24 protein-coding genes are annotated in these 26,082 nt (G+C 64.0%); 10 read left to right on the forward strand and 14 right to left on the reverse strand.

Features of this window, described 5'->3' with window-relative positions:
• Window positions 1-125: 125 nt before the first annotated feature.
• Entirely contained in the window at window positions 126-1,205 is a 1,080-nt protein-coding gene (locus P9228_RS18325) for a substrate-binding domain-containing protein (protein ID WP_067000691.1), read from the forward strand.
• A 9-nt stretch (window positions 1,206-1,214) separates the two neighbouring features.
• Here the strand turns inward: P9228_RS18325 and opgC are convergent, their stop codons facing one another.
• Complete coding sequence (gene opgC / locus P9228_RS18330; protein WP_067330202.1) at window positions 1,215-2,387, reverse strand: OpgC domain-containing protein; 1,173 nt, start codon at window positions 2,385-2,387, stop codon at window positions 1,215-1,217.
• Window positions 2,388-2,590: 203 nt separating this feature from the next.
• Between opgC and P9228_RS18335 the strand changes: the two genes are divergently transcribed.
• The gene (locus P9228_RS18335; protein WP_095824750.1) at window positions 2,591-3,253 is read left to right on the forward strand and encodes an alpha/beta hydrolase; all 663 of its coding nucleotides are present in this window, start codon (window positions 2,591-2,593) and stop codon (window positions 3,251-3,253) included.
• Window positions 3,254-3,278: 25 nt separating this feature from the next.
• Here the strand turns inward: P9228_RS18335 and sthA are convergent, their stop codons facing one another.
• Window positions 3,279-4,667, reverse strand: coding sequence for a Si-specific NAD(P)(+) transhydrogenase (sthA, locus tag P9228_RS18340; protein ID WP_127216644.1), 1,389 nt, complete (start codon window positions 4,665-4,667; stop codon window positions 3,279-3,281).
• Between the two features lie 200 nt (window positions 4,668-4,867).
• On the opposite strand from sthA, the gene P9228_RS18345 reads away from it, so the two are divergent.
• From P9228_RS18345 to P9228_RS18355, 3 genes are all read left to right on the forward strand, one after another.
• Window positions 4,868-5,338 (forward strand): RDD family protein, encoded by a 471-nt coding sequence (locus P9228_RS18345; RefSeq protein ID WP_278054718.1) that lies wholly within the window; start codon window positions 4,868-4,870, stop codon window positions 5,336-5,338.
• Window positions 5,339-5,478: 140 nt separating this feature from the next.
• Window positions 5,479-6,243, forward strand: a complete 765-nt coding sequence (locus tag P9228_RS18350; RefSeq protein ID WP_067000678.1) for an arginyltransferase — start codon at window positions 5,479-5,481, stop codon at window positions 6,241-6,243.
• 120 nt (window positions 6,244-6,363) lie between these two features.
• Window positions 6,364-7,260, forward strand: coding sequence for a DMT family transporter (locus P9228_RS18355; RefSeq protein ID WP_278054721.1), 897 nt, complete (start codon window positions 6,364-6,366; stop codon window positions 7,258-7,260).
• Here the strand turns inward: P9228_RS18355 and P9228_RS18360 are convergent.
• A complete protein-coding gene (locus P9228_RS18360) occupies window positions 7,248-8,447 on the reverse strand; it encodes an AI-2E family transporter (RefSeq protein ID WP_067329987.1) in 1,200 nt (399 codons plus the stop codon). The two genes, P9228_RS18355 and P9228_RS18360, sit on opposite strands and share 13 nt — an antisense overlap.
• A 242-nt stretch (window positions 8,448-8,689) precedes the next feature.
• Complete coding sequence (gene parC / locus P9228_RS18365; protein ID WP_278054723.1) at window positions 8,690-10,945, reverse strand: DNA topoisomerase IV subunit A; 2,256 nt, start codon at window positions 10,943-10,945, stop codon at window positions 8,690-8,692.
• Between the two features lie 391 nt (window positions 10,946-11,336).
• Between parC and P9228_RS18370 the strand changes: the two genes are divergently transcribed.
• Window positions 11,337-12,527 (forward strand): hypothetical protein, encoded by a 1,191-nt coding sequence (locus P9228_RS18370; RefSeq protein WP_067329980.1) that lies wholly within the window; start codon window positions 11,337-11,339, stop codon window positions 12,525-12,527.
• A gap of 310 nt (window positions 12,528-12,837) precedes the next feature.
• Here P9228_RS18370 and aspS read toward each other — a convergent pair whose 3' ends face one another.
• The 3 genes from aspS to P9228_RS18385 all read right to left on the reverse strand — a co-directional run bounded on the left by aspS (window position 12,838) and on the right by P9228_RS18385 (window position 15,236).
• Window positions 12,838-14,625, reverse strand: coding sequence for an aspartate--tRNA ligase (aspS, locus tag P9228_RS18375; protein WP_067329976.1), 1,788 nt, complete (start codon window positions 14,623-14,625; stop codon window positions 12,838-12,840).
• Between the two features lie 118 nt (window positions 14,626-14,743).
• Complete coding sequence (locus P9228_RS18380; protein WP_245307716.1) at window positions 14,744-14,920, reverse strand: hypothetical protein; 177 nt, start codon at window positions 14,918-14,920, stop codon at window positions 14,744-14,746.
• A complete protein-coding gene (locus tag P9228_RS18385) occupies window positions 14,907-15,236 on the reverse strand; it encodes a hypothetical protein (RefSeq protein WP_347404299.1) in 330 nt (109 codons plus the stop codon). Before P9228_RS18385 ends, P9228_RS18380 begins: the two co-directional genes overlap by 14 nt.
• A 102-nt stretch (window positions 15,237-15,338) precedes the next feature.
• On the opposite strand from P9228_RS18385, the gene P9228_RS18390 reads away from it, so the two are divergent.
• From P9228_RS18390 to rnd, 3 genes are all read left to right on the forward strand, one after another.
• On the forward strand, window positions 15,339-15,977 hold the full coding sequence (locus P9228_RS18390; RefSeq protein ID WP_278054956.1) for an MFS transporter: 639 nt from the start codon (window positions 15,339-15,341) through the stop codon (window positions 15,975-15,977).
• Window positions 15,978-16,106: 129 nt separating this feature from the next.
• The gene (locus tag P9228_RS18395) at window positions 16,107-17,345 is read left to right on the forward strand and encodes an MFS transporter (protein ID WP_278054725.1); all 1,239 of its coding nucleotides are present in this window, start codon (window positions 16,107-16,109) and stop codon (window positions 17,343-17,345) included.
• 168 nt (window positions 17,346-17,513) lie between these two features.
• Entirely contained in the window at window positions 17,514-18,665 is a 1,152-nt protein-coding gene (gene rnd / locus P9228_RS18400; protein ID WP_067329970.1) for a ribonuclease D, read from the forward strand.
• A gap of 105 nt (window positions 18,666-18,770) precedes the next feature.
• Here the strand turns inward: rnd and P9228_RS18405 are convergent, their stop codons facing one another.
• From P9228_RS18405 to P9228_RS18425, 5 genes are all read right to left on the reverse strand, one after another.
• Window positions 18,771-19,190 carry an MAPEG family protein gene (locus P9228_RS18405; protein ID WP_278054728.1) on the reverse strand — a complete coding sequence of 140 codons (420 nt, stop codon included), beginning with the start codon at window positions 19,188-19,190 and terminating at the stop codon, window positions 18,771-18,773.
• 14 nt (window positions 19,191-19,204) lie between these two features.
• Window positions 19,205-19,753, reverse strand: coding sequence for a hypothetical protein (locus P9228_RS18410; protein WP_278054957.1), 549 nt, complete (start codon window positions 19,751-19,753; stop codon window positions 19,205-19,207).
• A gap of 43 nt (window positions 19,754-19,796) precedes the next feature.
• A complete protein-coding gene (guaB, locus tag P9228_RS18415) occupies window positions 19,797-21,299 on the reverse strand; it encodes an IMP dehydrogenase (protein WP_278054730.1) in 1,503 nt (500 codons plus the stop codon).
• 142 nt (window positions 21,300-21,441) lie between these two features.
• Complete coding sequence (locus P9228_RS18420; protein WP_127246925.1) at window positions 21,442-21,891, reverse strand: PIN domain-containing protein; 450 nt, start codon at window positions 21,889-21,891, stop codon at window positions 21,442-21,444.
• Window positions 21,888-22,133: a type II toxin-antitoxin system prevent-host-death family antitoxin gene (locus tag P9228_RS18425; RefSeq protein ID WP_278054734.1), complete on the reverse strand. Its 246-nt coding sequence runs from the start codon at window positions 22,131-22,133 to the stop codon at window positions 21,888-21,890. The genes P9228_RS18420 and P9228_RS18425 overlap by 4 nt, the downstream gene beginning before the upstream one ends.
• 210 nt (window positions 22,134-22,343) lie before the next feature.
• On the opposite strand from P9228_RS18425, the gene P9228_RS18430 reads away from it, so the two are divergent.
• Entirely contained in the window at window positions 22,344-23,765 is a 1,422-nt protein-coding gene (locus P9228_RS18430; RefSeq protein ID WP_278054735.1) for an MFS transporter, read from the forward strand.
• Between the two features lie 45 nt (window positions 23,766-23,810).
• Here the strand turns inward: P9228_RS18430 and P9228_RS18435 are convergent, their stop codons facing one another.
• Both P9228_RS18435 and P9228_RS18440 read right to left on the reverse strand, forming a co-directional pair.
• Window positions 23,811-24,506 (reverse strand): RlmE family RNA methyltransferase, encoded by a 696-nt coding sequence (locus tag P9228_RS18435; protein ID WP_067329957.1) that lies wholly within the window; start codon window positions 24,504-24,506, stop codon window positions 23,811-23,813.
• Complete coding sequence (locus P9228_RS18440; RefSeq protein ID WP_067329955.1) at window positions 24,503-25,837, reverse strand: Ppx/GppA phosphatase family protein; 1,335 nt, start codon at window positions 25,835-25,837, stop codon at window positions 24,503-24,505. The genes P9228_RS18435 and P9228_RS18440 overlap by 4 nt, the downstream gene beginning before the upstream one ends.
• Window positions 25,838-26,082 lie beyond the last annotated feature (245 nt).

Here is a 26,082-nt window from a genome sequence, read left to right on the forward strand (position 1 = left end):
TCAAATCATAACCCCTGCACCGCCGTAGTCAAGCGAAAATTTGAATCGATCCAATAAAAGTAGTAAGTGGACCGTCAGACATTCCGCGTCCATGTTCGACATGCGACCGGATTCGGAGAACAGACATGGCATCACTTATCGAAGGCCAGGCACGCCCCATCCGGCTGGCGGATATTGCCAAGGCGGCGGGCGTCTCGCATGGGACGGCCTCCAATGTCTTCAGTCGCCCGGAGGTCGTGCGCGCCGAGGTGCGCGAGCGGGTCAGGGCGGTGGCGGAGGCGATGGGTTACGCCGGGCCTGATCCGAAAGGCCGCCTGCTGCGCGCCGGCAAGGTCAATGCCATCGGCGTCGGCACGACCGAGCCCCTTTCCTACTTCTTCGAGGATCCCTTCGCCCGCGTCATGATGGCGGGCATTTCCGAGGCCTGCGACGCCACCGGCGCCGGGATCGCATTGGTTTCGGCGGCCAACCAGGAGAAGCTCGCCTGGAACATCCAGAGCGCGCTGGTCGACGGTTTCATCCTGTTCTGCATCGAAGGTGGCTCGCGTCTCGTCGAGCTGACGCGCGAACGCAGGCTGCCCTTCGTGGCGTTGGAGCTCGGCTTTCACGACGAGACGATCTCGGCGATCGGCGTCGACAACATCGCCGGCGGACGGCTCGCCGCGCGGCATCTTGCCGAACTCGGACATCGCCGTTTCGCCGTGCTGTCGCTTACTCTCGGTGATGACCGCACCGGCTTCGTCACACCCGAAATGGTCCGCTCGGCCGTCTACACGGGAACGCGCGACCGTCTGGCCGGCTATTTCGAGGAACTGTCCGGCTTCGGTGTCGACACGAAGAGCATCCCGGTCTTCGAGACCGAGAACGAGCAAAGGAGCACCTGGGCGGGGCTCGAAGCGATCTTTGCCGGCGGCGAGCGGCCGACCGCCATCCTGGCAATGTCGGACAGGATGGCCATGATCGCCATCGACTGGCTGACTGCGCGCGGTCTGAAAGTGCCGGAAGACGTTTCCGTTGTCGGCTTCGACGGGGTGCCCGACGGCGCGCTCTGCGACCCGCCGCTGACCACCATCGCGCAGCCGATCACCGAGATCGGCCGGCGGGCCGCGCGCATGATCCTCGACTATGACGGCGCCGTGCGGCGCGAGACGATGGGCGTTGAGCTCGTCGTCAGGGCCTCGACGGGTCCTGCTCCCATATCCTAGAACCACATCTCAATATCCGCCGACCCGCGCCGGCATGGGCGGCGCAGCGAACCCGGTGCGCGCCGGCTCCGCACGCGCCGGTTTGATGCGGGTCGGGCCGAGACCGGCGAGCCATTCGAGATAGAGCGCCAGTGCGAACTGCATGGCGATGCCGGCAGCGATCAGCAACGTGTCATAGGCGAGGCCGCCCGGATTGATCAGCTTGAGCACCTGAGCGGCCATGGCAATCAGCGTGCCGGCAACGAAGACGGGCAGCGAACGCTTGCCGAGGATCGCCAGCGGATTGTCGGGCTTGGCGCGGAAAAGGTTCGATACGGCCGGCAGGGCGACTACCAGATAGCTGACGGCCAAGATATGCAGCAGCCGCGGCAGCGACAGGAAGGTCTTGTCGAAGCCGCCGATCACCACCGGCAGATTGAACCAGGTGATCTGCCCCCAGAGTGGGCTGTGCACCCAGATCGCCGCGCCCACCACATAGACGCCGGCGAAACCCACCAGCCACCGGTTTACGGGGATGGTGCCGCCGCGCTTGATATGCAGCATGGCGGCAAGGCCGATGTTGAACAGAAACTGCCAGGACAGCGGGTTCAAGAACCAGAGACCCGGCTCGGGATAATTCGGCGGAGCGATCTGCCAGATGCCGGCGACCAGCCACAGCAGCCCGGACACGGTCAGTGCCGCCACGGGCCTGTAGCTGACGAACAGAACGAAGGCCGGCGCCGCCAGAAGCAGCGCCGCATAGACCGGCAGGATGTTGTTGTAGCCGAGCTGATGGCCGAGGGTGACGATGCCGAAAAGCACCTCCGGCGTGTCCTTCATCAGCGGCTCGATGTTGATCATCTTCAACAGCTCCGGGCGGTGGGCGAACACGGCCGTGGCGGAAAACAGGGCGATCACCAGCATGGTGATGACGATGTGGGTGACGTAGAGCACGCCGGCGCGCCGCCACATCTTGAGGGTCGCCAGCAGCCTGCCCCCCGGCTTGAACTTGGTGCCATAGGCGAGCGCCACCGAGATGCCGGAGATCAAAACGAAGGCCTCTGCCGCATCGGAAAAGCCGAGGTTCTTGTAGGTCAGGTTTTCGAAGACGGTACCCGGCACGTGGTCGACGAAAATGGTGAGCAAGGCGAGCGCGCGCAGCACATCGATACGCGTATCGCGTTGAGAAACGGGGATGGTCATCGACAAAAGGCCTCAGAGCTGGTGTTTCATGTCCAGCAATGCGACCCCCGACGCACCGCTTCGATTCCTCCCGTTCGGGAGTGTATCGGCGCAGAAACGGCCCGAAATGCGCCAGGTTCAATCAACTTTCGCGGAGCTTGAAAACATTCCGTTTTGAAGCCGGCAAATCAGCGAAATCACCGTAGAATCAAAAGGATCTGATCATGTCCGAACATGACAGCAAGAACAGCGAGCTGCAGCATGATCTGCCCTTTTCCTATCGTCTGATCAGACCGGAAAATGCGAGCGGCGGATGCCTTTTCGTGTTGCATGGATCGGGCGTGGACGAAACGACACTTTTGCCGCTGGCGAGGCAGATCGCGCCGCGCGCGGTGGTTGTCGCAGCACGCGGCCGCATCCGCCAGGAGGACGGTTTTCGCTGGTTCGAGCGAATCACGCCGATCAGCTTCGAGCAGTCGAGCATCCGCGCGGAGACGGCCGCTTTCGCCCAATTCGCAGTGGAAGCCGCACGGCTCCACCAGCTTGATCTCACCCGCGCGACCTTCCTGGGTTACTCAAACGGCGCCAATCTGGTTTCCACGCTGATGCTGCTTCATCCGGGCCTGGTCAGGCAGGCGGCGCTGCTCAGGGCGATGCCGGTGCTCGACGATGCGCCGGCGACGAACCTTGCCGGAACGCGGGTGCTGATCATCGCCGGCGCGGCCGACCAGACCTACGGCCCGTTCGCGCCAGCCTTGGTGACGCTCTTCAGCCAGCGCCGTGCCGAGGTCGATGCGCGCATCGTCGCCTCCGGCCATGAGTTCGGCGAAGCGGATGCCGCGATCGCCCGGCAGTGGCTTGCCGCGACCTCGACGCCGGCCGCCTGACGAGAGATAGACGCTGCTGCCAAGGCTAGCCCTGCCCCATCCGGTTCCAGGCATCCAGCCCGGCGATCTTGTAGGCTTCGGCCAGCGTCGGATAGTTGAAGGTGTTGTTGACGAAGAAGTCGACCGTGCCGCCGAGATTGATCACCGCCTGGCCGATATGGATGAGCTCGGTCGCACCCTCGCCGACGATATGGGCGCCGAGCAGGCGGCGCGTGTCGACCGAGAACAGGAGTTTCAGGAAACCTGAGTTGACGCCCATGATGTGGCCGCGCGAGGTTTCCCGGAAGCGCGCCACGCCGACCTCATAGGCGATCCCGCTCTCGCGCACCTGCTCCTCGGACTGGCCGACGGTGGAGATTTCCGGCACGGCGTAGATGCCGTAAGGAAACGTTTCCGGCGGCGGCGGCAGCGCCACGCCGAAGGCATGGCAGGCAGCCACCCTGCCCTGCTCCATCGAGGTCGAGGCCAGACTCGGAAAGCCGATGACGTCGCCGGTGGCATAGATATTGGGCGCGCTGGTCTGAAATGTCTGGGGATCGACCTTGATGCGGCCGCGGCTGTCGGCCTCGATGCCGACCATGTCGAGCCCGAGGCTGCCAAGATTGCCGCTGCGGCCTGCAGCGTAAAGCACGATTTCGGAGCGGATGGTGCGGCCGTCGGCAAGGGTCACTTCGGCATGATCGGGCTTGGAGGCGATTTCTTTTACCGTGCTGCCGAGGCGAATGGTCATGCCGCGGTCGCGCATCTGATGGATGAAGTCGTCGACGATTTCGCGATCGACGAAATCGAGGATGGTGTTGCGCGGCTCGACCAGCGTCACCGGCACGTCGAGCGCCGAAAAGATGGTCGCGTATTCGACGCCGATGACGCCGGCGCCGATGACGGTCAGCGTTCGCGGCAACCGGTTAAGTTCCAGCATCTCGTCGCTGTCGAAGACGCGTGTCTTGTCGAACGGCACGTCGCGCGGGCGGTGCGGCCTGGTGCCGACCGCGATCAGCGCATTGGCGAAACCGATCTCGCTGTAGTCGCCATTGTCGGTGGTCAGGCTGACCTTGTTGGCGCCGATGAACTTGGCCGTGGCCCGCGCGCTTTTGACCGCGTTGCGCATGAACTGATGCTGCAGCACCTCGACTTCGTGATCGAGCGTCTTGTGCAGGCGCTCGACGAGGTCGCTGACCGAAATATCCTGCTTGACCCGGTAGCCGCGCCCGTAGAAGCCGCGCTCGCGCCAGCCGGAGAGATTGAGCACGGTTTCGCGCAGCGTCTTGGATGGAATGGTGCCGGTGTGCACGGAGACGCCGCCGAGACGCCGGCCCCTATCGACGACCAAAACCGACTTGCCGAGCTTGGCCGACTGCACCGCGGCGCGGCGCCCGGAGGGGCCGCTGCCGATGACCAACATGTCGTAATCCATATTCCCCATCCCCTCGGCGTCTTTTTGCGCCGCAGCAGGCTAACGCGATCCGCGCCTGGAATTCAATCGCCGCAGCGCCGCTCGCCACAGCCTGCCGCGCCGGCGTCACGAGCAGTCCATCTTGATTCCGCCATCGGCTTTCACCATTTCAGAGGCGAATGGCCGAGACTTATTTCCGGCCTGTTGCGAGGGCATGACACATGAACACGCGCGTGCTGGACGGCGAGATTATCACCACAAGGCTCGAGAATACACGCGCCTACCGCGGCGTGCGCACCAGGCGCGTCTTCGCCTTCATCCTCGACTATTTCTTCGTGGCGCTGCTCACCATCCCCTTCGCCATATTGGTCGCCCTACTCGGGCTTTTGACCTTCGGCCTGGGCTGGGCCCTGTTCTCCGTCCTGCTTCCGGCGGTTGCCATCCTCTATATCTGGAACACGCTGGGCAGCCGCGACCAGGCCACAGCCGGCATGAAGATCATGGGCATCCGGCTTGAGAGGCTCGACGGCACGCGCATCGACGGCCTGACCGCCGTCGTGCATTCGGTGCTGTTCTGGGCCGGCAACGTCATCCTGACGCCGCTGGTGCTGCTGGTCACGCTGTTTTCCGATCGCAAGCGCACGCTGCACGACCTGCTTCTCGGCACCGTCGTCACCCGCACCGATAGCTGACGCTATGTGCGGCCGCCCTCGCCGCGCCGGTTGTGCTAGATTATGAACAGCTTGGGCCGGCCGAGACAGCACAATCCTGTTGAATTTTTCGCCGGCCGGGCCAAAGGTAGGGCGATTCGCAGGAGCGTGTCCAAGAATCGATGACGCAGCATCCGACCCAGTCGCCGCAGTTCTTCCTGACCGCGCCGTCCCCGTGCCCCTATCTGGAGGGCCAGTTCGAGCGCAAGGTGTTCACGCACCTTGTCGGCGACAAGGCGCCCGAGATGAACGATCTGCTCACGCAAGGCGGCTTCCGGCGTTCCCAGAACATCGCCTACCGGCCGGCCTGCGAATCCTGCCGCGCCTGCGTGTCGGTGCGCATCCTGGCGCAGGAGTTCACCGCCAGCCGCAACATGCGCCGCGTCACCCAGCGCAATGCCGACCTCATCGGCGCCATGCACGACGCGCAGCCTTCCACCGAGCAGTATTCGCTGTTTCGCGCCTATCTCGACGCGCGCCATCGCCGCGGCGGGATGTCCGACATGACAGTGCTCGACTATGCGATGATGGTCGAGGACACGCATGTCGACACCAAGATCATCGAATACCGGCGCCGCGGCCCCGACACCTTCATCACCGGCAAGGGCCAGGGTGAATTGATTGCCGTAGCGCTGACCGACAAGATGGCCGACGGCTTGTCGATGGTCTATTCTTACTTCAATCCCGATTTCGAGGACCGCTCGCTCGGCACCTTCATGATCCTCGATCACATCGCCCGCGCCAAGGCGATGGGACTGCCCCACGTCTATCTCGGCTACTGGGTCAACGGCTCGCGCAAGATGAGCTATAAGATGCGGTTCATGCCGCAGGAGCATCTCGGCCCGAAAGGCTGGGAACGCTACGACCACGAAGCGGTCAGTCGCTGACCTTTTTTCCAAAGCCCGATCTTAACTGTTTCAAGGGGCAGGAAGCTGGTGTTTCCGCCACTCGCTGGAAGCGTGCGCCATCGAGCCAGCCGCCGCCTGCAAATCATTGCGAGACCAATCATGGCTTCCCACCACGACCATCAGAAAGGCCTGCTGATCACCGCCATCGGCGGCCTGGTGCTCACCTTCGACATTCCCCTGATCCGGCTCGCGGATGGCAGCCCGTGGACCATCATGGCGCTGCGGACCGGGACAACGCTTGTCGCCACCCTGTTGATTTGGGTCGTCTGGCGCGCGGTGCGCGGCAAAGTGCCGAAGCTCATCCCCGGCTGGTCGGGCCTGGCGGCGGCGATCTGCTACGGCCTGACTTCGATCACCTTCGTCACCGCCGTCTATCATACCTCGACCGCCGACCTCGTCTTCATCCTGGCCTTCAACACCGTCTTCGCGGCGCTGCTCTCCTGGCTGTTCCTCAGAGAACGACCGCGGCTGAGCACCGTGATCGCAATGCTGGCGATGATCGTCGGCGTGCTGATCATCGTCGGCGGTTCGGTCGGCACCGGAAAACTGTTCGGCGATTTCATGGCGCTCTGCTCGGCTTTCTTCGTCGCACTCGCCATCACCATCTCGCGCGCCAGCGGCAAGGACATGGGCTTCACCGCGCTGGTCGGCGTCGTCCTTCCGCTGGCGCTCGCCGCATTCATGGTCTCGGGTGAAGGACTGCACGTCAACGCGCCGTGGTGGATCATCTTCAACGGCGCGGTGATCATGCCGATCTCGTTCTTCTGTCTCGCCGCCGGCCCGAAATATATTTCAGGGCCGGAGGTGGCGATGTTTTACGTTCTGGAGACGGTGCTCGCGCCTGTCTGGGTCTGGCTGGTCTTTGCCGAGGCTCCCACACGAAACAGCCTGATCGGCGGCGCGATCCTGATCGTGGCGCTGGTAGCCCACTCGCTCTGGCAATTGCACGAAGGCCGCAGGCGCCGCGCGGCGCTCGCCGTCGCCTACCCGGCCTGAATTTTCCTGGTCTCAGGCGCCGTCTCGATCCGTGGCGGCCCGTTCCCTTCTTCAGCGGCAGGTGGAAGCTCATCCATCAGCTCGACCTCTCGCAGCCATTCGCGCCAGATGGCGACGAGCAGCGCCATCAGTACAGGGCCTATGAACAGGCCGAGGAAGCCCATCGTCTTGACGCCGCCGATCAGGCCGAAGAAGGTCGGCAGGAAAGGCAGCTTGATCGGCCCGCCGACCAGCTTCGGGCGCAGCGTCTTGTCGACGATGAAAAGCTCGACCGCGCCCCAGACGAACAGCGCAAGGCCCGCAAACAACTTGCCGCTGGCCGCGAGGTAGATCGACACCAGCGTAAAGGAGAGCGGCGCCCCGCCCGGGATTAGTGCCATGATGCCGGTAAGCGCGCCGAGCGTGACCGGCGACGGCACGCCGGCCAGCCAATAGGCGACGCCCAGCACCACGCCCTCGCCGATGGCGATGACGGTCATGCCGGTGACGGTCGATGAAATGGTAGCCGGCACGACGCGCGAGATGCGCTCCCAGCGCGTCGGCAGGATGCGCTCGCCGAGGCGATCAACCTGCGCCGCGAAGCCCTCGCCGTCGCGATAGGCAAAGAACAGCGCGATCAGCATGAAAAGCAGCGTGAGCAGCAGCCCGAAGGCGCTGCCGCCGGCGGCCAGCGCGCCGCGATAGATGGTGCCGATGTTGGAGCCGCTGACCATCTGGATCAATTCGCCGATGCCGCCGGGATGGCCGAGATTGGCCGTCCACTGCTGGTTCAGCCATTCGCCGACGACCGGCATGGTGGCGATCCATTGGGGCGTGGCAGAGCCGTGGCGGTTGGTCTCGATCGCCCAGACCACCCACTCGCGAAGCTCGTTGATGGCGTAAGTGCCGGCGAGCGCTATCGGCACCACCAGGAAGGTCAGAATGAACAGGATCGCGAGGGTCGCGGCGATCGTGCGGTTGCCGCCGACCCCGGCGAGCAGCCGGCGGTAGAGCGGCCAGCTGGCGAAGGCGATGACGAGCGCCGCCAGCACCGGGAACAGGAAGCCGTGGAAGAAATAGACGCCGGCGGCGACGATCAGCACCAGGAGCCAGCGCGCCGCCGACAGCGGCGGGATGACGGCAGCCCTCAGCGGCGCCGACAGACCGAACAGGCGCTGCCCTGGTTTCTGGATCTCAGCCCGCTTCAACGCGGCGGTTCTCCCCTGCCAGCTCGATGGTTGCTTATGCACCATCATAGTGCAGCAATCGTGACGATAGTCCAAATGTTTGCGCCTAGCCTCCTCCCCGTGAGGGAGAAGGTGGATCGGCACGTAGCGCCGAGACGGATAAAGGATGTTCCAGCGGAGCGAGACCTCTGCGTTCCTTGGAACACGCTCATCCGTCGCCTTCGGCGACACCTTCTCCCACACGGGGAGAAGAGGGAGCCCCGCTATCCGAACTTGCCCGTCCTCGGGAAACCCTTCGGCACCATGCGACCGGCGGCTGCGCGAGCGCCGATCCACTCGGCCAATTCCTCGCGCGACTTGGTGAAGGTGCGGTCGGCCGAATCCTGCCAGGTCAGCCCCGCTGCAATCGTGAAGGTCTTAAGGTCCAGCACGCCGCCGTCCTTGTATTTCTGCAGGCGCACACCCTTGCCGCGCGCCATTTCCGGGATTTCGGACAGCGGGAAGATCAGCATCTTGCGGTTCTCGCCGACAATGGCGAGATGGTTGCCGGCGACCGGAATGCAGCGTTTGGCCTCGTCCGGCGCCTTGACGTTCATCACCTGCTTGCCCTTGCGGGTGTTGGCGATCACCTCTTCCTCGGAGACGACGAAGCCGTTGGCGTCGTAGGAAACCAAGAGCAGCTTGCGCTTCGGGTCGTGGACAAAGGCGGTGACGATGTCCTGGTCGTTTTCCATGTCGACGATGATGCGGATCGGCTCGCCATGGCCGCGCCCGCCCGGCAGCCGGTCGGCGCCGATGGTGTAGAACTTGCCGCCGGTGGTGAAGACCAGGATCTTGTCGGTCGTCTGCGCGTGGAAGGCGAGCTTCAGGCTGTCGCCTTCCTTGAAGGCAAGCTGCGAATAGTCGGTCAGGTGACCCTTCATCGCGCGGAGCCAGCCCTTTTCCGAAACCACGACGGTGACAGGCTCGCGCTCGATCATGGCGTGCGCGATATCGGTGAGGTCATGCTCGGGCGCGTCGGCGAACTGGGTGCGGCGTTTGCCGAGCTTGGTCTCCGGACCGAACTTCTTACGAACCTCAGCGACTTCCCACTTGATCGTCGCCCATTGCTTGGCGTGGGAGGCAAGCAATGCCTCGATCTGCTTCTTCTCCTCGGTAAGGCCGTCGAACTCCTTGCGGATTTCGATCTCTTCCAGCTTGCGCAGGGCGCGCAGCCGCATGTTCAGGATGGCTTCGGCCTGATTGTCGGTGAGCGACCAGCGGGCCATCATCACCTGCTTGGGCTCGTCCTCCTCGCGGATGATCCTGATCACCTCGTCGATGTTCAAATAGGCGATCAGATAGCCGGCCAGGATTTCCAGCCGCTTCTCGATCTCGCCCAGCCGATATCTCGAGCGGCGGATCAGCACGTCGCGGCGGTGATCGAGCCATTCCTTCAGCACGCCCTTCAGCGACAGGACGTTCGGCACCTTGCCGCGCGACAGCACGTTCATGTTGAGCGGGAAGCGGCTTTCGAGCTCGGTCAGCTTGAACAGCGATTCCATCAGGATGCCTGGATCGACGCTGCGGCTCTTCGGCGCCAGCACGATACGGATATCCTCGGCGCTTTCGTCGCGGACGTCCTCGAGCAGCGGCAGCTTGCGCGCCATCAGCAGCTCGGCGATCTTCTCGATCAGCCTGGCCTTCTGGACGCCATAGGGGATTTCCGTAACGACAATGCTCCAGGTGCCCCTGCCCTGGTCCTCCTGGCTCCATCTGGAGCGCACGCGGAAACCGCCGCGGCCGCTCTCATAGGCTTCGAGGATCGAGGCGCGGCTGTCGACGATGATGCCGCCGGTCGGGAAATCCGGCCCTTGGACGAAATCCATCAGCTTCGCCACCGGCGCGTCCGGATGCTCGATCAGATGAAGTGCCGCGTCGCAAAGCTCGGCGGCGTTGTGCGGCGGGATCGAGGTCGCCATGCCGACCGCAATGCCGGACGAGCCGTTGGCGAGCAGGTTCGGGAAGGCGCCGGGTAGAACGGAGGGTTCCTCGTCCTCCTCATTATAGGTCGGCCGGAAGTCGACGGCGTCCTCGGTGATGCCGGCAAGCAGCTCAGTCGCCACCTCCGTCATGCGCGCTTCGGTGTAGCGCATGGCGGCGGCGTTATCGCCGTCGATATTGCCGAAATTGCCCTGCCCGTCGACCAGCGGGTAGCGCATCGAGAATTCCTGCGCGAGCCGCACCAGCGCGTCGTAGATCGACTGGTCGCCATGCGGATGGAACTTACCCATCACCTCGCCGACGATGCGGGCGCATTTGGCGAAGCCCTGATCCGGGTTGAGCCGCAAGAGCCGCATGGCATGCATGATGCGGCGATGGACCGGCTTCAGTCCGTCCCGCACATCCGGCAGCGCCCGGTGCATGATGGTCGACAGCGCATAGGCAAGATAGCGCTTCTCGAGCGCTTCCTTCAGATCGACCGGTTCGATGTTGTCGCCGCCGCCATTGTCTTCAGGCGGCAAATGCCTTTTGCCCATGGATTTGGACTAGCCGAGCGGGTGATTCGCGGCAAGCGCCGGGTTGGCAGTCGGCGGATTCGTCGCAAATGGCGACGTGAAGGATTTCACGGAAGCGGCAAGTTGAACATTCCAGTTTGCCCATTCTGCAACCGGCCCCGGCAGCAAGCGGGCTAACCGGCCAACATCAATCTGTTACATGCGCCCTCTATCTGGGCAGGCAACGCGCCGGCGCAGGAGAGCCGCGGTCTTCATGACAAATTCACCGCATCATGCAAAGCGTGCCGGCCGGGTTTGCTTTTCATCGCCGTTTTCGACAAATGTGCCGGGAAACGCCTTGTTCCCGACCCGTTCGTCGCGGAATGGTGATGGAGTAGAATTCAAAAACACTTTTCAGGACAGGGAACTCGCCATGAAAATTCAACGCTCAATGCTCAAGAAACTGGCTTTTTCAACCATTCTGCTGGCCCTGCCGCTCAACACCGCCTTCGCCGCCGATCCGGCGGTGGCCGACCGCGTCAAGGCGGCCCTTGCCGCCCAGGGCGTCGACATTTCCTGGACCGGCGTCTCCGGCGACAATTCGAACGCGGTGCTGCAGGGCGTGTCCATCAAGCCGGCAGCCGAGAAGGAAGCCCTGCCGATCGGCGACGTGAAGCTGGAGGGCATCACCGAGGCCAATGGCGGCTTCGAGATCGCGACCGTCTCGAGCTCGGCATTCGAGCGCAGCCAGGACGGCGTGACGCTCAACCTCAGCCCCGTTGTCATTCACGGCATGAAGGTGCCGGCCGAAGGCAGCACCGACCCGCTCGGCTCGCTGATGATGTACAAGTCGGCCGAGCTCTCCAACATGACCGTCAAGGTCGGCGACAAGACGGCCTTCTCGATGGACGGGCTGGCCGTCCAGATCACCCCGCCGGCCGACGGCAAGGCGATGGACTTCACCGCCAACACGGAAAAGTTCAACGCCGACCTGACACTGGTCGAGGACCCGAAGTCGAAGGAGGCGATTCAAGCGCTCGGCTACCAGAATATCTCCGGTACGGTCTCGATGGCCGGCACCTGGCAGCCCAGCGACGGCAAGATGGAGCTCTCGAAATACGACATCTCGGTCGAGAATGCCGGCACGCTCGGCATGACCTTCAATCTCGGCGGCTACACCCTCGACTTCATCAAGTCGATGCAGGAGATGCAAAAGAAGTTCGCTGCACAGCCCGAGGGTGCCGACAATTCCGCGCAGGGCATGGCCATGCTCGGCCTCTTGCAGCAGCTTTCCTTCAACGGCGCCTCGGTGCGCTTCGACGACGATTCGCTGACCGGCAAGGTGCTCGACTATGTCGGCAAGCAGCAGGGCATGTCCGGCAAGGACGTCGCCAATCAAGCCAAGGCGATCGTGCCGTTCGGCATGGCGCAGCTCAACAATCCCGAACTGACGGCCGAGGTGTCAGCCGCGGTCAACAAGTTCCTCGACGACCCCAAGAGCCTCGAGATCTCGGCCGAGCCGCCGGCGTCGGTGCCGTTCGCGCTGATCATGGCCGGCGCCATGTCCAACCCGCTCGACCTGCCGAAGACGCTGGGCGTGAAGGTCAAGGCGAACGAGGACTGATCGGGGGCGCCGCGCACCTGCCAGCATTATCCAACGGCGGTTCGGATGATCCGGATCGCCGTTTTCCTACGATCAGGGCCTGACCTCCTCGACGAAGGCGTTTGTCGCTCTTTACAGGAGTATGTCGGACCACCCCGCCCTGCCGTGACCCTCCTCGGGGTCTCGGGCCTGGCATTCCCGCAGCAATTGGTTGAAATCCGGGCGGTTGCCCACACGCTCTGACCCAATCCTTGAGAAAATGGCTCTGGAGCGAAGGCCAGCCGCCAATCACTCCCGGAGCTACCATCGATTCAGGATGAGTCCCCGCGTCTCAGTCCTTCTTCGCGACGGCGACGCGCAGCGACAGCTCCCGAAGCTGCTGCGGGGTGGCCTCCGAAGGCGCGTTCATCAGCAGGTCATAGGCCTGCTGGTTCATCGGGAACATGGTGACCTCGCGCAGGTTCTTGGCGCCGACCAAAAGCATGACGATGCGGTCGATGCCGGCCGCCATGCCGCCATGCGGCGGCGCGCCATACTGGAAGGCGCGGTAGAGGCCGCCGAAGCGCTCCTCGACCGTCTGGCGATCGAGGCCGACCATCTCGAAGGCCTTGACCATGGTCTCCGGCAGGTGGTTGCGGATGCCGCCGGATGCGATCTCGAAACCGTTGCAGACCATGTCGTATTGGAACGCCTTGATGCCCAGCGGCTCCTGGCCGCCGAGCGCGTCGATGCCGCCCTGCGGCATGGAGAACGGATTGTGGGCGAAGTCGATCTTCTTCTCATCCTCGTTCCATTCGAAGAACGGAAAGTCGACGATCCAGCAGAGTTCGAAGCGATCGCGGTCGACGAGGTTCAATTCCTCGCCGGCGCGGGTGCGCGCGGCGCCCGCGAAGGAAACGAACTTCTTCGGGTCACCGGCGACGAAGAAGGCGGCATCGCCATCGGCAAGGCCAAGCTGCTGGCGCACCGCCTCGGTGCGTTCCTCACCGATGTTCTTGGCGATCGGTCCGGCGCCTTCGAGCTTGTCGCCCTCCTTGCGCCAGAAGATGTATCCGAGGCCTGGCTGGCCCTCGCCCTGCGCCCAGGAGTTCATGCGATCGCAGAAGGCGCGGCTGCCGCCGGTCTTGGCGGGGATAGCCCAGACTTCGGCCTTCGGATCGTTGGCCAGGATGTTGGCGAAGACCTTGAAGCCGGAATCGCGGAAATGATCCGAGACCGCCTGCATCTCGATCGGGTTGCGCAGGTCCGGCTTGTCGGTGCCGTAGGTCCGCATCGCCTCGTCGAAGGGAATGCGACGGAATTGCTGAGTCACCGGCTTGCCGGCGGCAAAGGTCTCGAAGACGCCGCGAAGCACCGGCTCCATGGTGGAGAGCACGTCATCCTGCTCGACGAAGCTCATCTCGAGATCGAGCTGGTAGAACTCGCCGGGCAGGCGGTCGGCGCGCGGATCCTCGTCACGGAAGCAGGGCGCGATCTGGAAGTAGCGGTCGAAGCCGGAGACCATGATCAGCTGCTTGTACTGCTGCGGCGCCTGCGGCAGGGCATAGAAGGTGCCGGGATGGATGCGCGACGGCACCAGGAAGTCGCGCGCGCCTTCGGGCGACGACGCGGTCAGGATCGGCGTCGAGAATTCGGTGAAACCGACCTCGCCCATGCGCTTGCGCATCTCGGCGATGATCTTGGTGCGCGCAACGATGTTCCTGTGCAGCGTCTCGCGGCGCAGGTCGAGGAAGCGGTATTTCAGGCGGATGTCCTCGGGGTATTCAGGCTCGCCGAACACCGGCAGCGGCAGCTCCTTGGCCGCCGAGAGCACTTCGATCTCGCGCGCGAAAATCTCGATCTCGCCAGTCGGCAAATTGGCGTTGACGGTCTCCGGCAGGCGCGCCTTGACCTCGCCGTCGATGCGGATCACCCATTCGCCGCGCACCGTCTCGGCGACCTTGAAGGCCGGCGAGTCCGGGTCGGCGACGATCTGGGTCAGGCCGTAATGGTCGCGCAGATCGATGAAGAGCAGCCCGCCATGGTCGCGCACGCGATGCACCCAGCCGGACAGGCGGACCGAATTGCCGACGTCGGTCTTTCTCAATTGGGCACAGGTGTGGCTGCGGTAACGATGCATTGTCATTGGTGGAGTCCGGAATTGCGGGCGAAAGCCCGGCTCGAAAATTGGCGCGAAAAGCGCATGAGAGGCCGGCTTTGTCAAGGCAAGCGGTCACACGCAGGCGCGGTGCCCCAGGTCAGGCAAAGTGGATTTCGGCACCCAGGCGCTCGAAATCGGCAAGGATGGGTGAAGGCGCCGTCTTGTCCACCACCAGATGGCTTATCGCGTCGGGCGCGGCGACGCGATAAGGCGCTGCGGTGGCGAGCTTGTCGTTGGTGACGGCGATCACGATGCCGGCGCTATTCCTGGCCATAGCGCGCTTGACCTCCGCTTCCGCCGAATCGAAGGCGGTGACGCCACGCGAGGGCATCGAGGCCGCAGGAGCCAAGGAAGAACAGATCGGCGCCAAGCTGCGCCACGGCGGCCAGCGTATCGCCGCCGACACAGGTGCCGAGGTCGCGGACATACCTGCCGCCCAGCACAAACAGCTCGACCAGGGGCAGATCGGCGAGTGCCGATGCGACGCCCGGCGAATTGGTAGCGACCGTCAGCTCTGGAGCGCGGGCTTCTTCGGCGCCGGGCTGTTCGGCGGCGCCATGGCGCATCTCGGCCTGTGGCCGCAGCTGCATCTGGCGCTGGTGGTGCCGATGGTGACCATTGCAACGGCCCTGTTTCTCGGCGGCTTCGAGCCGGCGCCCGCCCGCTTCGCCAACTCCTGCGACAAGGCGCCGATGTTCGCGCGGCCGACATTGCCGATCCTGGTCCTGGTCGCTGTGACGCTTTCGGCGATGCTCCTCGAAGGCGCCAGCATCGACTGGTCGGCGATCTACATGCGCACCGTCTTCGACTCCGGCCCCTTCGTCACCGGCTTGACCGTGGCGCTGTTTGCCTTCTCGCAGGCAACCACACGCTTTTTCGCCGACTCCTTCGTCGACCGCCACTCGCCAAGCGGGGTCGCGCGCGTGCTCTTGGCAGCGATGGCGGCCGGCGTGCTCATCGTCTTCTTCTCGCCGCTGCCGGCCGTTTCGATGCTTGGCTTTGCCCTGTTGGGCATTGGCAGCAGCGCCCTCTTCCCGCTGGCGATCTCCGCCGCCGCGCAACGGACGGATCGCCCGGCGGCGATCAACGTCGCGGCGCTCTCACAGATTTCCTTCATCGCTTTCCTGCTCGGCCCGCCGCTGCTCGGCTTCGTATCGGACCATTGGGGCATCCGCTCCGCCTATGGCATCGGCATCCCCTTCATCGTGCTCAGCCTGCTGACGGTAGGTTCACTTGGCCGGAGGCCGGCCGCGGAGAACATCCATGCGTTTCCGGGCGAGACACCTGCTACGGTCGAGCTGGAGATAGAAATATGGGCCGGCAAGGCTTAGGACACCCCTACCCCAATTGGCAGCCCATCTCCTCGGCCGGGTGCAAGGATGTGAAGTTGCATTTGCCGCTGGCGTTGACAGGATCTATGGTCCAAGAAGAGGTCACAGATCCGTGATTGCCTCTCTTTAATGTCGTCCATCCGTCCGCTTATTCCGCTCCTGATTGCCGCAGGCATCCTGCTTGGCGGCAATGGGCTGCAGGGAACGCTGATTGCCTTGCGCGGGGCGCAGGAAGGCTTTTCCGCTTCCGATATCGGCCTGATGGGCACGTTCTATTTCGCCGGTTTCCTGCTCGGCTGCCTAGCCGTCACGCGTATCCTGAAGGCGGTCGGCCACGTCCGGACTTTTGCCGCGCTGGCCGCGATCGCCTCGGTCGGCACGCTGCTTCTGGTGCTCGTCATCGACCCCGTCATGTGGTGCGCGGTGCGCTTTGCCGGCGGCTTCTGCTTTGCCGGCCTGTTCACCGTCATGGAAGCCTGGCTGAATTCCGGCGTCGGCAACAAGGACCGCGCGCGGGTGCTCGCCATATATCGCATGGTCGACATCGGCTCGGTTACCGGCGCGCAATTCCTGATTCCGATCTTCGGCGCCGGCGGTTTCGCCACCTTCGCCGTCATGTCGATGATGATCACCTTTTCGCTGGTGCCGGTCTCGCTCGGGGACCGCTCGAACCCGGCGCCTCCGGAAGACGTCAAGCTCGACCTGCCGCGCGTCTGGCGGATCTCGCCGCTCGGCTCGATCGGCTGCATCGCCGTCGGCGTCACAAACAGCGCCTTTCGCACGCTGTCGCCGGTCTATGCCGAGGAGATCGGCATGTCGGTTGCCGATGTCGTGACCTTCGTCAGCGTCGGCATTTTTGGAGGCGCCCTCATCCAATATCCGCTTGGCTATCTCTCCGACCGCCGAGACCGGCGCTCGGTGCTGCTGGCGACGACGTGCTGCGCCATGCTTGCCGCGCTGGCGCTGGCCTTCGTGGCGCGAGCCGACCCGTTCCTCAACTTCATCATCGTTTTCATCTTCGGCAGCTTCGCCATGCCGCTCTATTCACTATCGGCAGCGCATGCCAACGACCGCGCCGGCAAAGGCGAATTCGTGCTGATCAACGCGGCGTTGATGCTGTTCTACTCCTTCGGCGCGATCGGCGGTCCGATTGCGGCCTCGGCGATGATGCAACATTTCGGGCCGAGCGCGCTGTTCGTTTTCAACGCCGTCGTCTATGCCGTTCTCATCATCGTGATCCTCTACCGCATGCAGGTGCGGTCGGGTGTGCCGGCCGGCAGCCGCAGCCGCTTCACCGCGCTTTTGCGCACGTCGACGCTATTCGCGCGGCTGGCGCGGCGGGGTGGCGATTCAGACAAGCAGGATTAGGCGTTTCAGCGTTTCGCGGACACGCCGAACCGCTCTATCTCTTTGATTTTACGCAATTACGGACGGAAAACTGTTCGTCACTTTTCCTGGAATTGCTCTAACTGCGGCTTGACGAAAGCGCTTGCGGCTGAAATTGAAGAGGCCTGATATGATGCCAAAAGCGAATTGATGCACGTCATCACCACCCAGAAAGAACTCGAGAGCGTCATCGCGGCGTTCGAAAAGTCCGAATTCGTAACCGTCGACACCGAATTCATCCGCGAAACGACCTTCTGGCCGATCCTCTGCCTCATCCAGATGGCCGCGCCAGGCGTGACGGCGCTGATCGATCCGCTTTCGCCCGACATCGACCTCAAACCCTTCTTCCGGCTGATGGCCAACGAAGCGGTGGTCAAGGTTTTTCACGCCGCACGCCAGGACATCGAAATCATCGTTCATCTGGGCGACCTGGTGCCGCATCCTGTGTTCGACACGCAGGTGGCGGCCATGGTCTGCGGCTTCGGCGACAGCGTCTCCTACGATCAGCTGGTGCAGCGCATCACCGGCGCGCGGCTCGACAAATCCTCGCGCTTCACCGACTGGCGGCACCGGCCGCTCTCCGACAAGCAACTCGAATACGCGCTCGCCGACGTCACCCACCTGATCAAGGTATATGAGCACCTCAGCGCCGAGCTGAAGCGCGAGGACCGCGCCCACTGGCTCAACGAGGAGATGGACGTCCTCACCTCGCGCCAGACCTACGATCCGCATCCGGAGGATGCCTGGAAGCGGCTGAAGATGCGGCTGCGCAAGCCGCAGGAGCTGGCGATCGTGCAGGCGGTGGCGGCATGGCGCGAACGCGAGGCGCGCGAGCGCGACGTGCCGCGCGGCCGCGTGCTCAAGGACGATGCGATCTACGAAATCGCGCAACAGGCGCCGCGCGACGCGACTGCGTTGGGGCGGCTGCGGACGACGCCGAAGGGCTGGGAGCGTTCGGCGACGGCAACCGCGCTGCTCAGCGCCGTCAACACCGCCCTTTCCCTTCCGAAGGAAGCGATGCCCAAACTGCCGAAGACATTCCAGCCGCCGGAGGGCTCGAGCGCGGCGGCGGAACTGCTCAAGGTGCTGCTCAGGATCGTCGCCGAGAAGGAAGGCGTCGCCTCCAAGGTGCTCGCCTCGAGCGACGACATCGACCGCATCGCCGCCGAGGGTGATGCCGCCGACGTGCCGGCGTTGCAAGGCTGGCGGCGTGCCGTGTTTGGCGAACAGGCGCTTAGACTGGTGCGCGGCGAGATCGGCATCAAGTTCGACAAGCGCAGGATAGCGGTGTTCGACCTCTAAAGCGCGTCGCGCTGAAACGGTTTCCGGCAACGTGCTTCAAATACTTGAGTTGATGGCGTGTCGTTGTCCCAGAACCGCGCACACTTCTGAGCGACAAGCATCAGTCTACACCGCCCCAAGCAGGTGCAGCGCGAACCAGATCCAGGCGACGAGAAGGATGCCCGCGCCGAGGAAGAAGGCGCGGCTGCGGTGCAGCAGATAGTTTCTGGTGAGATGCACCCAGGCATGCACATAGCGCGTCACGACGAAGAGCCACGTCAGCGTCAGCGTCAGGTAATTCACGCCATTGGTAACGAACAGCGCCAAGCATAGCACGTGAAAGAGGACCGGCAGCTCGAACTGGTTGATGAGGTTGTTGGCGACGGTAACGCTTGAGGCCGGCTCGGTCGAGCGGACCTTGTACTGGCTGATCTTGGCCTCGCCGGACTTCACGGCAAGATAACGCCGCTTCAGCATCACCAGATAGACGATGTAGACCAGCAGCACCTGCGCCAGCATCGGCCAGAAGATGGCGGTCTGGTTCATCTTGCCCCTACCGTTTAACGCCGCCGCTGCCCGGCAAGCGCCAGGACCGCAACGACCGCGAAGGGGATCGCCAGAAGCGTGAACTTTGTCACGGTCAGCGACGAGGCGAAGGCCAGCGAATCGGGATTGGCCGACTGGAAATCCGACAAAAGCCGCGCCACGGCGAAGTTCTGCGCGTAGTCGGCGACCGTATAGGGCAGCACCAGGACCAGTGCCGACAGCGCCTGCACTTGCGCAGGCATGGAGCGGAAAGTGCTGAGCCGCCTGCCGAAGGCCAGGATCAGGCTGAGCAAGGTGAGCGACAGCAGCGCCGGGAAGAGCAGATCAAACGTCAGATAATGCCAAACGATGATGATCTCGCTGCCGCGCCGGCCGAGCGCCGTCAGCCATGCCATGCCCTCATCTGGCGTGAAGCCGGTAACACGCATGTCGAGCGAAGGAAGCCCGCCGCTCAGGTGGCGGAAATAAAAGAACTCGAGCGCCGTCATGGCGATGAAGATCGCCGCGGACCCAATCGAGAGCGCCGCCGCGTGACGCGACAGGCGCAACACCGTGACGATCAGGTTGCGCCATAGTCCCAAGCGATCCGGCCGCTCGTCCGCCTGATCAAAGTCCGCCCGGATAGTTCGGGCTTTCGCGGGTGATCGTGACGTCATGGGCGTGGCTTTCACGAAGTCCGGCGTTTGATATGCGCACAAAGGTGGCGCGTTCGCGGAACTCGGCAAGATCGCGCCCACCGACATAACCCATAGCGGCTTTCAGGCCGCCCGCAAGCTGGTGCAGCACGCCAGCCACAGGTCCTTTGTAGGGAACCTGTCCTTCGATGCCCTCCGGAACCAGTTTCAAGGTGTCGCGCACCTCGGCCTGGAAGTAGCGATCGGCCGAGCCACGCGCCATGGCGCCGACCGAACCCATGCCGCGATAAGCCTTGAAGGAGCGGCCCTGGTGCAGATAGACCTCGCCCGGGCTCTCGTCGGTGCCGGCAAGCAGCGAGCCGATCATGGCGGCACTTGCGCCGGCGGCGAGCGCCTTGGCGAGATCGCCCGAATATTTGATGCCGCCATCGGCGATGACGCTCACGCCCGACTTCTCAGCCGTCTCCACCGCCGACATGATCGCCGACAGCTGCGGCACGCCGACGCCGGCGACGATGCGGGTGGTGCAGATCGAGCCGGGGCCGATACCGACCTTGACGGCGTCGGCGCCGGCATCGATCAGCGCCTGCGTGCCCTCGGCGGTGGCCACGTTGCCGGCCAGGATGCGCACCGAATTGGAGAGCTTCTTCGCCCGCGTCACCGCGTCCAGCACGCGCCGCGAATGGCCGTGCGCGGTGTCGATGACCAGAAGGTCGACGCCGGCATCGATCAGGCGCTCGGCGCGCTCGAAGCCGTCGTCGCCGACGCTGGTGGCGGCCGCGGCGCGCAGCCGCCCCTGAGCGTCCTTGGTGGCGTGCGGGTTGAGCTGCGACTTCTCGATGTCCTTGACGGTGATCAGGCCGACGCAATTGCCCTTGCGGTCGACCACCACCAGCTTCTCGATGCGATGCTTGTGCAACAGGCGCTTGGCCTCGTCCTGGTCGACATTCTCTTTCACCGTGATCAGGTTCTCACGGGTCATCAATTCGTAGACCTTCTGCGACGGATCGGAGGCGAAGCGCACGTCGCGGTTGGTGAGGATCCCGACCAGCCGGCCGACCGTATGACCGCCGGTGCCGCCGTTCTCGACCACCGGAATGCCGGAAATGCCATGAGCGCGCATCAGTGCCAGGGCGTCGGCGAGCGTGGCGTCGGGGCCGATGGTAACGGGATTGACCACCATGCCGGATTCGAACTTCTTCACCTGCCTGACCTGCTCGGCCTGCTCGGCCGGCGAGAAATTGCGGTGGATGACGCCGATGCCGCCGGCTTGCGCCATGGCGATCGCCAGCCTCGCTTCGGTGACCGTGTCCATGGCGGCCGAGAGGATCGGCACGTTGAGGTCGATGTCGGTGGCGATGCGGGTGCGGATATCGGTCTGGCCGGGCATGACCTCCGAATGGCCGGGCTGCAACAGCACGTCGTCGAAGGTCAGCGCCAATGCGCCGGTGGACGTCTCGATGATTTTTGCCATGGCCAGTCCTTTTTGAATGCGGAAAAGGCGCTGGGCCGAAATGGCCAGCGCCGACTCTCATCTTCCCTTTCAGGATTGGCGCTGGCTGGTAACACGTCCCGCAGGCGATGAAAAGCCGATCGTTGCGAGACGCTTCAGGTTCCTATTCCGCACCTAGGAGAGCATCCAGCAGAGCGTGCCGCGGCGATGCAAAAGGATTGACGACGGTTACACCGCCCCAGGTAAAGCCATCCTGCAGATCTTCCGACAGGAGTAGCCGGCAACCCGTTTGCGAAGCAGTCGAAAGAATGACAGCATCCCAGATGCCGAAACGATGGTCTGCCGCAAGATCGACAGCCTTCATCATCACTTCCGGCGTCGTTCCGGCAACCGCGAAGGCGTCGCTCCAGCTAAGCAGCTTATCCCGAGCTTCCTGGGAATGTCTTCCGGCCTTGCGGACGAGAACATTGAACAGTTCGCCCAGCACCTGGACCGGAATGACCGCGGCCTCTCGTGGAACGTTGCGTAGCAGTTCGATAACGGCGTCGCGCTTCTCCGCGTTGTTAACGCCCTCAGCATAGGCCAGGACGTTGGGGTCGATGGCGACCTTCACCGATCGTCCTCATAAAGTTCATCGCGGGTCCAGTGTCCGGCATTGAGGATCGGCTGCCGTTCGAGGCGCGACAGCAATGCTGCGTGCGAGCGGGAGGCCACGCCCTCGTGCTTCTGCGCAGGCACGATCCGCGCCACCGGCCGCCCATGGGTGGTCACGACGTAGCTGTAGCCCTCGCGTACATCACGCAGGATGTGGGAAAACCTGCGATTGGCATCGGCTGCCGAAACGGTTTCGTCCATGGCTGCATAACCTGTAGTTATTTTCACTACAATAACCCAGAGGCTCTGTTTATCAAGCGGCGCGCGCGATGTTTCCCAGCGAGGGTTGCGGTCGCACAAAAGTGACAGCAAATTAATGCGACATCCGGGCCAATTGGTGGTACCGCCCCGGCGTGCCGGCTCGCCCCCAAAGCCAGGCCCGGAATCGCGAAGTCAAATCAGGGCGTCCCCTTGAACCGCATCATCCCGCTCATCCTGGCGGTCGCACTTTTCATGGAGAACATGGATTCGACCGTGATCGCGACCTCGCTGCCGGCAATCGCCATCGACATCCACACCAGCCCGATCGCGCTGAAGCTGGCGCTGACGGCCTATCTCGTGTCGCTGGCAATCTTCATTCCGATTAGCGGCTGGATGGCGGACCGGTTCGGGGCCAAGAACGTGTTTCGCGCCGCGATCGCCGTCTTCATTGCCGGCTCGGTCGCCTGCGCCTTCTCCAATTCGCTGCCGGCCTTCGTGGTGTCGCGTTTCCTGCAAGGCATGGGCGGCGCCATGATGACGCCGGTCGGGCGCCTGGTGCTGGTGCGCGCGACGCCAAAGAGCGAGCTCGTCGCGGCGATGTCATGGCTGACGGTGCCGGCGCTGGTCGGGCCGTTGGTCGGCCCGCCGATCGGCGGCTTCATCACCACCTATTTCACTTGGCACTGGATCTTTTTGATCAACGTGCCGATCGGGCTTTTGGGCATCTGGCTTGCCACCCGCTATTTGCCGGAAACCGACCCCGCCAAAACGCCGCCGCTCGACTTCCCGGGCTTCGTGCTCAGCGGCCTCGCGGCGTCCGGCATCGTCCTCGGCCTCTCGGTGGTCAGCCTCCCCGCTTTGCCGCCGATCGCCGGCTTCATTACCGTTGCCGTCGGCCTGGTTTCGGGCGTGCTTTATCTGCTGCATGCTCGGCGCGCCAGGAACCCGCTGTTGGCGCTGGAGCTCTTCAGAAACCAGGTGTTCCGCTCCTCCGTGCTCGGCGGCTCGCTGTTCCGCATCGGCATCGGCGCGGTGCCTTTCCTGCTGCCGCTGATGTTCCAGATCGGCTTCGGGCTGACGCCGTTCCAGTCCGGTATGATCACCTTCGTCTCCGCGGTCGGCGCCATCGGCATGAAGTTCGTCACCGCGCTGCTCTTCAGGCTCGCCGGGTTCCGGCGGGTGCTGATCTGGGGATCGCTGATCGCCGCCGGCTCGATTGCCATCTACGGCCTTTTCACCCCCGCAACCGCCTATGCGCTGATGCTCGCGATCCTTTTGGTCGGCGGCTTCATCCGCTCGATGTTCTTCACCGGCGTCAACGCGCTGTCCTACGCCGAAGTATCGACCGCCGACACCAGCAAGGCGACGCCGATTGTTGCCGTGTTCCAGCAGTTGTCGATCGCGCTCGGCGTGGCGCTGGCCGGCGGCATCCTCGAAGTGTCGACTTCGATCCATGGCGGCCCGCTGACGCTTGGCGATTTCCACATCGCCTTCTTCATCGTCGCGGCGGTTTCGGCGGCGGCATCGCTGACCTTCATGCGGCTGGCGCCGGACGCCGGCAATGCGGTGTCGGGACATGGCAAATTGACGACGCCGAAGACGCTGGAGGCGGTGGGGACCGCGGGGAAATGAGCGCCACCTTTCCCTTCTCTCCTGACAAGGGGAGAAGGTTAGGCGCTACCCCTTGAACTCCTTCGCCAGCAGGTAAAGCTCCACCGACTCGTCGCGCGAGGCCGGCGGCTTCACATGATGAACCGAGCGGAAATTCTGCTTGAGCCGCGAGAGAAGCTCGTTCTCGGCCCCGCCCTGAAAGGTCTTGGCGAGGAAATGGCCGCCGGGCTTCAAAACCTGCAGGGCGAAATCCGCCGCCACTTCGCACAAATGCATGGTGCGCAGATGATCGGTCCGGCGATGCCCGGTGGTGGGGGCAGCCATGTCCGACAGCACGACATCGGGCTGACCGCCGAGCGCCTCTGACAGCTTTTGCGGCGCGTCGTGATCAAGGAAATCCAACTGCAGGATGACAGCGCCCGGCACCGCGTCCATCTCAAGATAGTCGATGCCGACGACATGCGGGTTTTCCGCGCTCGATTTCGTGCGGGCCGCCGCCACCTGGCACCAGCCGCCGGGCGCGGCGCCGAGGTCGATCACCTTCATGCCGGGTCTCAAAAGATGATGCTTGTCGTCGATCTCGGTGAGCTTGTAGGCGGCGCGCGAACGGTACCCATCGGCCTTGGAGCGCTGCACATAAGGGTCGTTCATGTGCCGCTCGAGCCAGCGGCGCGAGGATTCCTTCAGGCCGCTCTTCTTCTTGATCCGGGTCTTCAGCACGCGCATGCCCGCCGAGCCCGGCTTCTCTGGCTTCCTGCTCATTGTCGGCCGCGCCCGTCATGACGCCAGACGCCGTCATCGGCCATCAGTTCGCTCAATATGCCTTCGCGCAAGCCGCGGTCGGCGACCCGCAGCCGCTCCGACGGCCACACGCCGCGGATCGCTTCCAGGATGGCGCAGCCGGCAAGCACCAGGTCGGCGCGGTCGGCGCCGATGCAGGGATTGGCGACGCGCTGCTGGAAATCCCAGCCGATCAGTTTTTCCACCATGCGGTCGACGCTCTGACGGTCCATCCACAGCCCGTCGACGCGGCGGCGATCGTAGCGCTCGAGGTCGAGATGGACGCCGGCCAGCGTCGTCACCGTGCCGGAGGTGCCGAGCAGATGGAAATTCGGACTGGCGAGCACATGCGCGAGCCGGTCGCGCCCGTCGAAGGCTTTGAGCCGCACCGCAACGTCATCGACCATGGCGGCGAAGGTCTCGCGCGTCACCGTGCGACCGCCGAAACGTTCGGCGAGCGAGACGACACCCACGGGCAGCGACGTCCAGGAGACGATGTGGTTGGCGAGCTGCGGCGAGCGTTGGCCGCGCGTGAGGTCGATCAATGCGATCTCGGACGAGCCGCCGCCAATGTCGAACAGCACCACGCCGCGCGTTTCGCGCTCGACCAGCGAGCCGCAGCCAGAGACGGCCAGCCGGGCCTCGGTCTGGCGATCGATGATCTCCAGCTTCAGACCGGCCTCGCGCTCGACCCGTTCGAGGAAGTCGACGCCGTTTTCGGCCGAGCGGCAGGCCTCGGTGGCGATCAGCCTCGCCTTCCTGATCTTGCGGTTGCGCAGCTTGTCTCCGCAGACCTTCAACGCCTCGACGGCACGGTCCATGGCCGCCTGGCCGAGCCGCCCGCTGGCCGAAAGCCCCTCGCCCAGCCTGACAATGCGCGAGAACGCATCGATGACGCGGAACTGGCCGTGGCGGGCGGGCACCGCGACCAGCAGCCGGCAATTGTTGGTGCCGAGATCGAGCGCTGCGAATACCGGCAGTTCCTGATGCGACGGGCGCGCGCCATTTGGAAGCGACGGTCGCGGCTGGGGGACGATCGGCGCGGGTTCAGGCGCAAGGCTGGCGGGAGCGGCGACGGGCCCCGGCGAGGGTATTCCGCCGTTCTCATCACGTGCGAAAACCTTGCGGCCTCGCCTGCGCTTGCGGCGCTTGCGCGTTTTGCCTTTCGGGTTCTCGCCTTGATTGTCGGCATGTCTTGCGTGCGCGCCCGCATGGCGGCTGAAACGCCCCGCGGGCGGGCCCGCCGGTACCGCCGGCGATGCCCCGGACACGCCCACTGCCGACGCGCCCGCGCCGGTATCGTGGTCTTCCACTTCAATTCCTTTCGGCGCCGCGCGAACCAGCAAGGACGCAGCAGGCACCTCGATTTGTTCAAGTTGAGAACAGACTAGCAGCGCGCTTTGCAATCACCAAGAGCGCATGGCCCGATTTTTGGCGCCGTCACGCAGGGGCCACCTCATGCCGGTTGAATAGCCGGCTTCAATCAGGCATGTCTCAATGAGACTTGGAACGGGTTTGGGCGACATCATAGCAATGAGCTTAATCGCATGACGACGAC

This window comes from Mesorhizobium sp. WSM4898 (assembly GCF_029625845.1).
GTDB lineage: Bacteria > Pseudomonadota > Alphaproteobacteria > Rhizobiales > Rhizobiaceae > Mesorhizobium.